The sequence below is a fragment of the Bradyrhizobium sp. AZCC 2176 genome (genome assembly GCF_036924645.1).
Classification (GTDB): Bacteria; Pseudomonadota; Alphaproteobacteria; order Rhizobiales; family Xanthobacteraceae; genus Bradyrhizobium.
This window is the reverse complement of record NZ_JAZHRX010000001.1, coordinates 4,814,811-4,826,923: the sequence shown is the minus strand read 5'-3', so window position 1 is coordinate 4,826,923 and position 12,113 is coordinate 4,814,811. Positions and strand designations below refer to the sequence as shown.

General features: G+C 64.0%; 12 protein-coding genes. 6 read left to right on the top strand and 6 right to left on the bottom strand.

Annotated elements, in window-relative coordinates; translation table 11 throughout:
• Positions 1-63: 63 nt before the first annotated feature.
• Together V1288_RS22710 and V1288_RS22705 are read right to left on the bottom strand one after the other, a co-directional pair.
• A complete protein-coding gene (locus V1288_RS22710; RefSeq protein WP_283033564.1) occupies positions 64-735 on the bottom strand; it encodes a response regulator transcription factor in 672 nt (223 codons plus the stop codon).
• Positions 736-936: 201 nt separating this feature from the next.
• Positions 937-1,089 (bottom strand): hypothetical protein, encoded by a 153-nt coding sequence (locus V1288_RS22705; RefSeq protein ID WP_247520806.1) that lies wholly within the window; start codon positions 1,087-1,089, stop codon positions 937-939.
• 261 nt (positions 1,090-1,350) lie between these two features.
• Here V1288_RS22705 and ku point away from each other — a divergent pair, with 261 nt between their 5' ends.
• Positions 1,351-2,316: a non-homologous end joining protein Ku gene (ku, locus tag V1288_RS22700; protein WP_334359165.1), complete on the top strand. Its 966-nt coding sequence runs from the start codon at positions 1,351-1,353 to the stop codon at positions 2,314-2,316.
• A 31-nt stretch (positions 2,317-2,347) separates the two neighbouring features.
• Positions 2,348-2,584 (top strand): hypothetical protein, encoded by a 237-nt coding sequence (locus V1288_RS22695; protein WP_334359164.1) that lies wholly within the window; start codon positions 2,348-2,350, stop codon positions 2,582-2,584.
• 145 nt (positions 2,585-2,729) lie between these two features.
• Here the strand turns inward: V1288_RS22695 and V1288_RS22690 are convergent, their stop codons facing one another.
• Positions 2,730-2,894 carry a Flp family type IVb pilin gene (locus V1288_RS22690; RefSeq protein WP_334359163.1) on the bottom strand — a complete coding sequence of 55 codons (165 nt, stop codon included), beginning with the start codon at positions 2,892-2,894 and terminating at the stop codon, positions 2,730-2,732.
• 288 nt (positions 2,895-3,182) lie between these two features.
• Here V1288_RS22690 and V1288_RS22685 point away from each other — a divergent pair, with 288 nt between their 5' ends.
• On the top strand, positions 3,183-4,817 hold the full coding sequence (locus V1288_RS22685) for a thiamine pyrophosphate-requiring protein (protein WP_334359162.1): 1,635 nt from the start codon (positions 3,183-3,185) through the stop codon (positions 4,815-4,817).
• A gap of 204 nt (positions 4,818-5,021) precedes the next feature.
• Here V1288_RS22685 and V1288_RS22680 read toward each other — a convergent pair whose 3' ends face one another.
• Entirely contained in the window at positions 5,022-6,596 is a 1,575-nt protein-coding gene (locus V1288_RS22680) for an MDR family MFS transporter (protein WP_334361375.1), read from the bottom strand.
• A 161-nt stretch (positions 6,597-6,757) separates the two neighbouring features.
• Entirely contained in the window at positions 6,758-7,285 is a 528-nt protein-coding gene (locus tag V1288_RS22675) for a YcgN family cysteine cluster protein (protein ID WP_334359161.1), read from the bottom strand.
• Positions 7,286-7,568: 283 nt separating this feature from the next.
• Here V1288_RS22675 and V1288_RS22670 point away from each other — a divergent pair, with 283 nt between their 5' ends.
• The 3 genes from V1288_RS22670 to V1288_RS22660 all read left to right on the top strand — a co-directional run bounded on the left by V1288_RS22670 (position 7,569) and on the right by V1288_RS22660 (position 11,202).
• Positions 7,569-9,854: a transglycosylase domain-containing protein gene (locus V1288_RS22670; protein WP_334359160.1), complete on the top strand. Its 2,286-nt coding sequence runs from the start codon at positions 7,569-7,571 to the stop codon at positions 9,852-9,854.
• A 152-nt stretch (positions 9,855-10,006) separates the two neighbouring features.
• A complete protein-coding gene (locus V1288_RS22665; RefSeq protein WP_334359159.1) occupies positions 10,007-10,585 on the top strand; it encodes a DUF1214 domain-containing protein in 579 nt (192 codons plus the stop codon).
• Complete coding sequence (locus V1288_RS22660) at positions 10,582-11,202, top strand: DUF1254 domain-containing protein (protein WP_334359158.1); 621 nt, start codon at positions 10,582-10,584, stop codon at positions 11,200-11,202. The genes V1288_RS22665 and V1288_RS22660 overlap by 4 nt, the downstream gene beginning before the upstream one ends.
• Here the strand turns inward: V1288_RS22660 and V1288_RS22655 are convergent, their stop codons facing one another.
• A complete protein-coding gene (locus V1288_RS22655; protein ID WP_334359157.1) occupies positions 11,203-12,057 on the bottom strand; it encodes an MBL fold metallo-hydrolase in 855 nt (284 codons plus the stop codon).
• Positions 12,058-12,113: the final 56 nt, after the last annotated feature.

The following is a 12,113-nucleotide window of genomic DNA, read 5'->3' as shown; positions in this document are numbered from 1 at the left end:
CGATCCGACGGACGGAGACTGGCCTTCGGATAAGATCATGCTCGAATAAAAGAGCAAGGCTCATCAGGTTCCGGGCGTCGGCGGCGTCAAGAGATAGCCGAGCCCGCGCACGGTCTGGATGATGTCGACGTCGAGCTTCTTGCGGATGCGGCCGACGAACACCTCGATGGTGTTGGAGTCGCGATCGAAGTCCTGGTCGTAGAGATGCTCGACCAGTTCGGTGCGCGATACCACCCGCCCGGTGTGATGCATCAGGTAGGCCAACAGCCGGTACTCGTGCGAGGTCATCTTGATCGGGTTGCCGGAGACGCTGACGCGGCCGGTGCGGGTATCCAGGGACACGGGACCGCAGGTCAGTTCGGACTGCGCGTGGCCGGTGGAACGGCGCAGCAGCGCGCGAATTCGCGCCAGCACTTCTTCGAGGTGAAACGGCTTGGCGACATAGTCGTCGGCGCCGGCGTCAAACCCCTGCACCTTGTCGCTCCAGCGGTCGCGGGCGGTGAGGATGAGGACCGGCATGGCGCGGCCGTTGCGGCGCCATGCCTCCAGCACCGAGATACCGTCCATCTTGGGCAGCCCGATGTCGAGAACGACGGCGTCATAGGGCTCGCTGTCACCGAGGTAGTGCCCCTCCTCGCCGTCGAACGCGCGATCGACCACGTAACCGGCATCCGTCAGAGCCGTCGTAAGCTGACGGTTGAGATCCGGATCGTCCTCAACAACGAGCAGGCGCAAGCTGGCCTCCAAAAATGAGCCCCACGATATCAGGATCTCAAGATGAGGCTAACCGGCGTGAACGGGCCATGAACGGGTGCATTGCCCGATGTTACTTTTTAGTCATGAGGCCTTCCGCGGGCGGGCATTGGCCCAAGGCCGAACGCCTAGCATGGCCGATTGACTGGGCCCAAGAGACTGCCCAAGGGGCCGGTCAGTCGCTCACGTACGGAAGAATACGAACCAGACGATGCCCAGGATCAGAATTGCGAGCCCGGTCGAAACCGTCAGGAGCGCAAGTACCGACGGGCCGGGTTCGGCCTGGCGCGCCTCGGTGGGAGTTTCGACGATCTGGCCATGTCGTTGCGTTGCCATGGGGACCTCTTCGGATAAGTGCCTGTAATGCCAGCGAATGCTTCGACACCGCCGGTTGGAGCAACGCGTGATTGGAAGTGATGTTCCGACCTTTTGGGCCGTGCCGCGCGGCAGCAACGTCCAAAAGGTCGCAAGCCGGCCGCATAACGGGGCCGCGCTGCGGTTAACGCCATTCCGCGATTCTCGGCCCCGCCGTGTTTGAGAAGCGGGGATCCGATGGTATTCTTACCGGTCGTCTGTTGCGTTTTTTTGGAGTAGCCCATGGCCCCCCGCGCCAATTGGAAGGGTTTTCTGCGCCTTTCGCTCGTGACTTGTCCGGTCGCCCTCTATCCGGCGACATCGGACACCGAGAAGGTTTCCTTCAACCAGATCAACCGCAAGACCGGTCACCGGATCAAATACGCCAAGGTCGACGCCGAGACCGGCGAGGAAGTCGCCAACGACGACATCATGAAGGGCTACAAGATCGACACCGATACCTACATCGAAGTGTCGAAGGACGAGCTCGACGACATTGCGCTGGAATCGACCCGCACCATCGAGATCGACGAGTTCGTCCCGAAATCCGATATCGACGGGCGCTATCTGATCCGCCCCTATTATCTCGTGCCGGACGGCAAGGTCGGCCATGACGCCTTCGCGGTGATCCGCGAAACCATCCGCACCATGAACAAGGTCGCGATCGGACGCGTGGTGCTGACCAACCGCGAGCACATCATCGCGCTGGAGCCGCTCGACAAGGGGCTGATGGGAACGCTGCTGCGCTATCCCTACGAGGTCCGTAGCGAGACGGATTATTTCGAGGATATCCAGGACGTGAAGATCACCAAGGATATGCTTGATCTGGCAAGGCATATCGTCGAGCAGAAATCCGCCTCATTCGAGCCCGAGCAGTTCGAGGACCGTTATGAGCAGGCGCTGATCGACCTGATCAACCAGAAGCGCAGCGGCCTGAGCATCACGGCAAAGCCGGCACCGAAAACCACCGGCAACGTCATCAACCTGATGGACGCGCTCAAGCGCAGCCTGGCCAGCGAAAAGCAGGCCACCCCTGCCGCCGCCAAAACCAAGGGCAAGAAGCCAAAAAAAGCCGCCGCCGGCCAGCGCGAGATGCTGTTGCCGATCAGCGGCGGCGGCAAGCGGGCCGCCAAGGAAACTGTCAAGGAAGCGCCGAAGAAGGCGGAGAAGCCGGTGCGCACCGCCGGCCGCACCAAGAAGGCCGGATGATCGGGCAAGGAGCGCGATAGCATAGCGCGCGATGCCGTGGTCGACCCCGTTCGATGACCCGATAGCGCTTCGCGGCGGAAGCAAGCTCGCGACGCTGCAACAGGCGGCCGACTATGTCATGGGGTTATCGGAAGAGGTGCAGCACGAGCCGCACTGGCAGGTCGCGGTCGAGAATCTGATCAATGCGGCGGAGACTGGTGGCGGCTGGCTGATGTTCGCGCGGATCGCTGTCGTGCGGGCGCTCAATGCGGACAGGGAAGGCAAATAGCGCTGGTTTCAATCCTGCCGCCGTCCTCGTCCCCGCTGTCAACGTCCAACCCGCCATCGCAACTGCCAGCCAGGACTGGCGGCCCCCAGATCATCACCAGTGATCCAAACAGCAGCTCCAGCATGATGCCTGCGCGGCCTTGCCGCTATTTGAGCGAGGTGCTGACGTCGGAGAATTTCGTGCTGAGCGTGCTGCCGATGCCGGTGACGGCGGTGACGATCACGATGCTGAGGCCGGCCGCAATGAGGCAATATTCGATAGCGGTAGCACCGCATTCATCGTCGACAAATCGTGCCAGTAACCGACGCATAGACGAACTCCTGCCGACGCTCCCCCCGGAATCTCTCCCGCGCGATACTGCTTAAACTCTAGGTCGGAACGGTTGAAGAGGCCTTGACGAACAGGCTGAACAATCGATTAAGGCGGACGAAGAATCTGCCCCCGTTCGCAGAAGTTGCACGGGGCGCGGAACTGACCAAACGCATATCAGCACTTCCGCGCGCACGCGCCGCGCGCGCTTTACCGCGCGGTAAAATCCTGCTCCAACTGTCGCAACTCGACCGGACTGAACCGGCCTGCAATCCAGGGGGAGACCGTCATGAAGCTCGGCGCCGCCATCGCGGAAATCATGAAGCGGGAGGGGATCGAAATCCTCTGCGGCTATCCGGTCAATCATCTCATCGAATATGCCGCCAATGCCGACATCCGCCCCGTGATGGTGCGCCAGGAACGCATCGGCGTTCACATGGCGGACGCGATCTCGCGCGTCACCTCAGGGCAATCGATCGGTGCGTTTTGCATGCAGCATGGGCCGGGCGCCGAGAACGCGATGGGCGGCGTGGCTCAATGTTACGGCGAGTCGGTGCCCGTGCTGGTGCTGCCGATGGGCTATGCGCGCCGCCTCGCCAACATCGACCCAAATTTCAACTCGAGCCAGGCGATGAAGGCATTCTCGAAATCGTCCGAGCCGATCAACATCGCCGCGGAAGTCTGCAACATTTTCCGGCGCGCGTTCACCAGACTGAAAAACGGCCGCGGCGGGCCGGTGATCGTCGAAATCCCGGCCGACATGTGGAACGAGGAAGTGCCGGAACCGCTGAGCTACACGCCGGTGCTGCGCACCCGCTATGGCGCCGATCCCGTGCATGTGAGGGAAGCGGCGGCCCTCCTCGTCGCGGCGAAGCGCCCGGTAATCTATGCCGGCCAAGGCGTGCATTATGCCAAGGCCTGGCCGCAGCTCAGGCGGCTGGCCGAACGCCTCGCCATTCCCGTCACGACCAGCCTTGGCGGCAAGTCATCCTTTCCGGAGACGCACCCGCTGTCGCTGGGATCGGGCGGCCTCGCCGTACCCCGCGCGGTGCCGAAATTTTTGGGCGACGCCGACGTGATCTTCGGCATCGGCTGCTCGTTTACCGAGACGTCATTCGGCATCGCCATGCCGAAGGGCAAGACCATCATCCATTCGACGCTCGACCCCAACCATCTCAACAAGGACGTCGAGGCCAGGATCGGCCTGGTCGGTGACGCCGGGCTCGTACTCGACGCGCTATTGGAAGAAGTCGGCAAGACTGTCACGACGGATCGCGACGCGACGGCGGTCGCAGCCGAGATAGCGGCCTCCCACAAGGAATGGCTGGCGAAATGGATGCCGAAGCTGACGCATAACGACGCGCCGCTGAACCCCTACCGCGTTTTGTGGGATCTGCAGCACACGGTCGACATCAGCAACACCATCATCACCCACGATGCCGGCAGCCCACGCGACCAGTTGTCCCCGTTCTGGAAATCGGTCGAGCCGCTCTCCTACATCGGCTGGGGCAAGACGACGCAGCTCGGCTACGGCCTTGGGCTTGCGATGGGCGCCAAGCTGGCAAAGCCCGACAAGCTCTGCATCAATGTCTGGGGCGATGCCGCGATTGGCTTCACAGGCATGGATTTCGAGACCGCGGTGCGCGAGCGCATCCCGATCATGTCGATCCTGTTGAATAATTTTTCCATGGCGATCGAATTGAAGGTGATGCCGATCTCGACCGAGAAATACCGCTCCACCGACATTTCCGGCGACTACGCCGCGATGGCGCGCGCCTTTGGCGGCTACGGCGAGCGGGTCACGAAGCCGGAGGACATCGTCCCCGCGATCAAGCGCGGCATTGCGAAGACGCAGGAAGGCGTACCGGTGCTGCTGGAGTTCATCACCAGCAAGGAGACCGAGGTCTCAAGGCCGGGGACCTGAGCCCACGCAACGGGTCATCCCTCGCCTATGCCGCGCGTCACCATCATCGAAACCGGGCTTGTCGATGGCGTCGTGACATCGGCGGAAGCCGCTCGCCTTGTCGCGGACAGCGCGCGACCCTTCGTGGGCAACTGACGGCCCGGACATAAAATCGCGAAAACAACCCCATGCAAAGTAGAAGAGACCCCGGCTCGCCGCTTGCCCCTACTCCGCCATCTCCGCCGGCGTCGTTGGGCCAGCGAGCGGCCGTTCCTCCATCGCGATGATGCAGAGCGCGGCACATGCCAGCAGCGCGGTGGCGGCGCCGAACACGTAGCGGAACGCGGTGATCATGTCGGCGACCGGAATCGCATTCGCGGGACCGCGATGCTCGCCGAGCGAGATGCCCGCGCCCAGCGCCATCAGGAGGATCGCGCTGAAGGCGGCGACGGTGAACGACGACATCAGCGCGCGGAAGAAATTCATCGCCCCCGTCACGGTGCCGATCTGCGCACGCGCCACCGAGTTCTGCAGCGAGACCACGCTGACCGGGAATGTGGTGCCTAGCCCGAGCGCAAACAGCGACAGCACGATCAGCAAGCCCCACAGCGGCAGCGTCGTCGCGGTCAGCACCGCACCGAAGATCGCCGCTGCCGAAGTGCCCGCGATCGCCACGCGCTTGTAGTGTTTGGCGCGCGCCATCGTCCGCCCGGCGATCGCCGCACCGCAGGTGGAAATCGCAGCGAGCGGGATCAGCGCAAGCCCCGCTTCGCTCGCGGTCAGATGATAGACAACCTCGTAATACAGCGGCAGATGCACGGTCAGCCCGGTGATGGCGCCCAGCGCACAGCCGCCGGCCACCATGGCGTAAGGCACCACCGTTCCGCTCAGCAGCGGCAGCGGCAGGAACGGCTCCTCGGCATTGCGCCCATGCCAGACGAAGGCGAACGCCAACGCGACAGACGCGCCGATCATCGCCATGATCGCAGGCGACAGCCATGCATACCGATTGCCGCCCCAGGTCAGCACCAGCATGACCACGACGGCGGAGGCCATCAGCAGCAATCCGCCGAGCCAGTCGACCTTGCGCCGGCGGTGGAACACCGGGATCTTGCCCATCTTGGGCAACAGCAGAAACATCGCGCCGACGGCGAGCGGCACGTTGATCCAGAAGATCATCGACCAGTGCAGATGCTCGGCGAACACGCCGCCGAGTACGGGACCCATCAAGCCTGCCGCCATCCAGACGCCGCTGAAATAGGCCTGATACCTGCCGCGCTCGCGCGGTGAGACCACGTCGGAGATCACGGTCTGCACGACGGGCATGATGCCGCCGCCGCCAAGCCCCTGCAGGCCGCGCGCGACGATCAATACCGGCATGTTCGGCGCGACCGCGCAGAGGATCGAGCCAACCGTGAACAGGACAAGCGAAACGGTAATCATGACGCGGCGGCCGTAGATGTCGCTCAGCGTGCCGAACACCGGCGCGACCGCGGTCGAGGCCAGGAGATAGGCCGTGATGACCCAGGACAGGTTGCTGACGTCGTTGAATTGGCGGCCGATGGTCGGCAGCGCCGTCGCCACGATGGTCTGGTCGAGCGCGGCCAGGAACATCGTCAGCAACAGGCTCATCAGGATGGTGCGGACCTCGTCGGGGCTCAGCGGCGCAGGCGGCGCGATCGGCGGCGCATCGCTGACATCGATGACCTCGGTCGTGATGCGCGAGAGCTCTTCGCTGATATCGTCGGGCAAAGTCGTCTGGTCGGCAGGTTCACGGCCCTGCCGCTGGTGCTTGTTCATGTCGGACGTAATATTGTTCTGCGCAGCCAAAGCCGCCGAGATGGAATCGCCATATGGCCAGCACACTAGAGGTCAAATTCCTCTCGCGGCAGGCGCCTGCGCGCATGGGTGCATCCCGCGGGGACATCTTCGCGGTTACGTGATCGGCCAGCGCAACCCGTTCAAGTTTTGCGCTCAGGCTTCGGCCGCTTCTTCAGCCGCGCGCGGTTCGGCAACAGCGCCGGCCATTGCACGATGTGGTCCTCGAGATCTTCGTCGGCGATCTCGTCCTCGGTGCCCTCCACCCTGCCGCGCACGGAAACGCCTGCCTCATGCACGGTGTTGGGATCGCCCGAAATCAGCGGGTGCCACCAGTAGAGATCGCGTCCCTCGGCGACCAGCTTGTAGCCGCAGCTCGGCGGCAGCCAAGTCAGGGTGCGGACGTTCTCGGGCGTCAGGCGGACGCAATCCGGAACCTTGTCGGAACGGTTCGGGTAGTCCTTGCAGGTGCACAGGCCGGAATCGAGCAGCTTGCAGGAGACATGGGTGAAGTAGATTTTCCCGGTATCCTCGTCCTCGAGCTTTTCCAGGCAGCAGCGCGCGCAGCCGTCGCACAGGCTTTCCCATTCGGCGTTGGACATTTCTTCCAACGTCTTGGTTTTCCAGAAGAATCCCTCCTGGCCGGAAGCTCGCTTGGGCGGTGCGGTCATAAAGTCGGTGGTTTCCGGGTCGGGTTCGGCTGCAACCCTTCTAGGGGGTCCGGCAATGGGGGCGCAAGCGGGCTGACTACGGGTGCAAAAAAGGGTGGGAACGCGTTAGGGCTGACCACCAAAATGGTGAGCGAGAGCATTGGTTTATAGCCCCCGCTCGGATAGAACAATTGCGAGTCCCCAAGTGTCCTAAAAGCGCCTTGGGTTTGCCGCAACATCAAAGCATGACGTCTCGAGAGCGCCCGGCCGGGTGCGTGAGCGTTTCGAACGATCAAGGGTCCCGGTGCGCCAGATCCTACCGCCACACTGGAAGCAGAAGATCCGGAACTATTTTCTGGATCTGGACGCGCGCATCGACTCGACGCTGTTCTCGTCGGGCAAGGGCCTGCGCGAACTCTATGAGCGCTACTCTACCTTCATGGACCGCTTCTATGTCGGCCGCTGGAAGCGATGGGTGTTCATCGAGCCGTTCTCGGAGGCCGCCACGATCGGCCTCGGCGGGCTGATCGTGATGCTTGCGCTGGCGATCCCCGCGTTCCGTGAAACCGCCGACGACGACTGGTTGAAGAAATCCGACCTCGCTGTGCAGTTCCTCGACCGCTACGGCAATCCGATCGGCAGCCGCGGCATCAAGCACAACGACTCGATCCCGCTGGAAGACTTTCCGGACAATCTGATCAAGGCGACGCTCGCCACCGAAGACCGCCGCTTCTACGACCATTTCGGCATCGACTTTCCGGGCCTGGCACGCGCGCTCGTCACCAACGCGCAGGCCGGCGGCGTCCGCCAGGGCGGTTCGTCGATCACCCAGCAGCTCGCCAAGAACCTGTTCCTCAACAACGAGCGCACCATCGAGCGCAAGGTGAAGGAAGCGTTCCTCGCGATCTGGCTCGAGACGCGGCTGAGCAAGAACGAGATCCTGAAGCTCTATCTCGATCGTGCCTATATGGGCGGCGGTACCTTCGGCGTCGATGGGGCTGCGCATTTCTACTTCAACAAGTCGGCGCGCGATGTCACCCTCGCGGAATCGGCGATGCTGGCCGGGCTGTTCAAGGCGCCGACCAAATATGCCCCTCACATCAACCTGCCCGCCGCCCGCGCCCGCGCCAACATCGTGCTCGACAACCTCGTCGATGCCGGCTTCATGACCGAAGGCCAGGTGTTCGGCGCCCGGCGCAATCCGGCGATCGCCGTCGACCGCCGCGACGAAAATTCACCGAACTATTACCTCGACTACGCCTTCGAAGAGATGCGCAAGCTGGTCGACACCTTTCCGAAATCCTATGTCGAGCGCGTCTTCGTGGTCCGCACCGCGATCGACATGAACGTGCAGCGCGCCGCCGAGGACGCGGTCGAAAACCAGCTCCGCCAGTTCGGCCGGGATTACCACGCCACGCAGGCCGCCACCGTGGTCGCCGATCTCGACGGCGGCGTTCGCGCGATGGTGGGCGGCCGCGACTATGGCGCCAGCCAGTTTAACCGTTCGACCGACGCCTACCGGCAGCCGGGTTCGTCGTTCAAGCCCTATGTCTACACCACCGCGCTGCTGAACGGTTACACCCCGAACTCGAAAGTGGTCGACGGCCCGGTCTGCATCGGCAACTGGTGCCCGCAGAACTATGGCCACTCCTATTCCGGCTCGGTCACGCTGACGCAGGCGATCACCCGCTCGATCAACGTTGTGCCCGTAAAACTGTCGATTGCGCTGGGCGGCAAGTCGCCGAACCCCGCCAAGGCCGGCCGCGTCAAGATCACCGAGGTGGCGCGGAAGTTCGGTCTCACGGCCCCCCTGCCGGATACGCCGTCGATGCCGATCGGCTCCGACGAAGTCACCGTGCTCGAACACGCGGTCGCCTACGCGACCTTCCCGAACAAGGGCAAATCCGTGAAGCCTCACGCGGTGCTGGAAGTGCGCACCGGCGCCGGCGATCTGGTCTGGCGCTTCGACCGCGACGGCAAGAAGCCGTTGCAAGCCATTCCCGCCTCCGTCGCCGCCGACATGGCGTGGATGATGAGCCACGTCGTCAGCGAAGGCACCGCCCGCCGCGCCGCCCTCGACGGGATTCCGACCGCGGGCAAGACCGGGACCACCAACGCCTACCGTGACGCCTGGTTCGTCGGCTACACCGGCAACTTCACCTGCGCGGTCTGGTACGGCAATGACGACTACTCGCCGACCAACCGCATGACCGGCGGGTCGCTGCCGGCGCAAACCTGGCACGACATCATGCTCGTCGCGCACCAGGGCGTCGAGGTGAAGGAAATCCCCGGCATCGGCATGGGCACGAAACTGCCGCAGCCCGCTCAGCCCGCCAACGTCGCCGCCAACAGCGCGGCACGGGTGCTGGAGACCAAGCCGGGGCCGCCGCCGGTATTGACCAAGCGCGGCGCGGATATTCTGGTGCGGGTCGAGCGACTGCTCGACGAGGCCGCCAAGGCCGCGGGCAAGACCTCGTCCAACGATCAGAAGCAGCCGGCCAAGCCGGTCACGTCTGGCGCACTGGCCTTCCCCGAGAACTACATCGCAGCCGCTGGCGAGCAGCCTGCGCCGGCGCAGCGGAAGAATTAAAAGGCATGATCCGGCAGAGTGTTAACCGGCTGTCCTCGGAACAGGCGCGAAGCGTCTGCCTCGACATGCCAAAACAAGAAGAAGCGCTTCAGGTTTCGAATGAAGCCGGTTCAAGCGGAATCTGATGCCGTGAGATTTCGGAGCACTGGCCTGTGCGGCTGATCTTCATCACCTTGCTGGCATTGGCGCTTGCCACAGCCGTCGGTCTCGGCTCGACCTACATGACGGCGACGCGCGGCACCGATCTCGGCACCCTGACGATCGGCGCCTGGACCGCGCGGCCCAAGAGCGGCACCGCCGAGGTCGATCCCTATTCGCGCGCCTCGATCGCCCGCAGCGGCGAATTGCCGATCGGCACCGGCGACGGCATCGCCTTCTCGGCAACCACCGACGACAAGAAGAGACCGCTCGACGGGCGCTGCGACGTCGTCGTCAGCGGAGTGACGCCGGCAGCCCGGTTCTGGACGCTGACGCTGTTCGACCGCAAGGGGCATCTGGTCGCCAATTCGCTGCAGCGCTACGGCTTCACCAGCCAGGAAATCGTCCGCGGCTCGGACGGCGGGTTCGAGATCCGCGTGGCGGCCCGCTCCCGCGCCGGCAATTGGCTGCCGACGGGCGGGATCGAGCGCTACGCGCTGATGCTGCGGCTCTACGATACGCCGGTCGGAGTGGCCACACGGACCCAGCGTGACGCGCCGATGCCCTCCATCTCCACGGTGAACTGCCCATGATCCGGCTGGTGTTCACCATCATCGCGGGCGTGCTGCTGGGCGGCGTGGTGCATCTCGTCAGCGTGCTGGCGCTGCCGCGCATTGCCACCCAGGATGCCTATTCGCGGCTGACGCCGATGACCAGGGAGAATGCCGTCACGGCCCTGCCGCTCGCCGAGCCCAACAACGCCCCGATGCCGTTCATGGACCCCGCCTTTGCGGTCGCGATCTGCCGCTACGATCTCTCCGGCGGCCCCCTCAAGCTGACGGTGCCGGTCAGCCAGGCCTACACCTCAGTGTCGTTCTACACGCGCAACGAGGTCGCCTATTACGCCATCAACGACCGCTCGGCCGGCCGCAAGGTGATCGAACTCGACCTGATGACGGAAGAGCAGCATTCCGAATTGCCGGAGGATGAGGAAGTCACCGCCGCCGACCGCCTGATCATCGACTCCCCCACCGCGACCGGCCTGATCGTGCTGAAGGCCTTAGCGCCGGAGCCCGGCCTGATGCCACAGGCACAGGCGTCGCTCGCGGCATCGCGTTGCACCCCGCAGACCGAGCCGACGCCGGCCAAGCAGCCCGAACCGGCGCCGCCGGCGCCTGCGCCAACGCCTGCGCCACGGTCCAAACGCTGATCACGGCCTGTGATGGGCCGGCACTTCCTGGTGTTGGCCGCAGCGGCAATTCTCGTAGTCCACGGGATCGTGGCTGTTGAAGATGGTCACGGTATCGCCGTGATTGGCCTTGAGCGTCCGTAGCCGCTCCTGGTTCTGGATGCGCATGGCGCGGTCCATGTCGGCGCGGCGCTGAAACATGCCGAGCACTAGCGGCATTTTCGGCGAAGCCTGCATTTGGCCGTGGAAGAAATAGGCGTCACCGGCGTGCAGCAGCCATTTGTCCTTTGTCCGCACGGCGATGCCGCAATGACCTAAGGTATGGCCGGGTAGCGGGATCATCAGGATATCAGGCTCGCGATCGCCAAGCGCGCGCACGCCCTCAAAGCCGAACCAGTCCTCGCCGCCCTCGTCATAGAACGCCCACTGCGGACCATGCTTCCACTGATCGGTGATGTAGCGGCCCTTCGGCGCGGGCGTCCGGCCGGTCACCGCCATGTCGTACTCGCGGCGATGGACGTGCACCTTCGCGTTCGGAAAATCCGGAATGCCGCCGGCATGATCGCGATCGAGATGCGTCAGCAACAGATGCCGCACGTCGCTTTTGGAATAGCCGAGCGCCTCGACCTGCCGCACGGCCGTCTCGGCCGGATCAAGCCGCGGGGTCGTCTGCCGGACCCATTTGGGTCCCAGCCGTGGCGGGTTGGCGATGTCGGCCAGTCCGATGCCGGTGTCCACCAGCGTCAGCCCGTCATTAGTCTCGATCAGCAGGCAATGGCACACCATGCGCGCGCGCTGAAAAATGCTGCCGGTGCCGTTCACCAGGCGACGACCGATCGGGCACATGGTGCCGGTGTTGAGATGCTGGACGCGCATGACGATGTCTCCCTTGAGGTCAGGCGCCTTCCTTGCCATTGGCAAAACCATAGGTA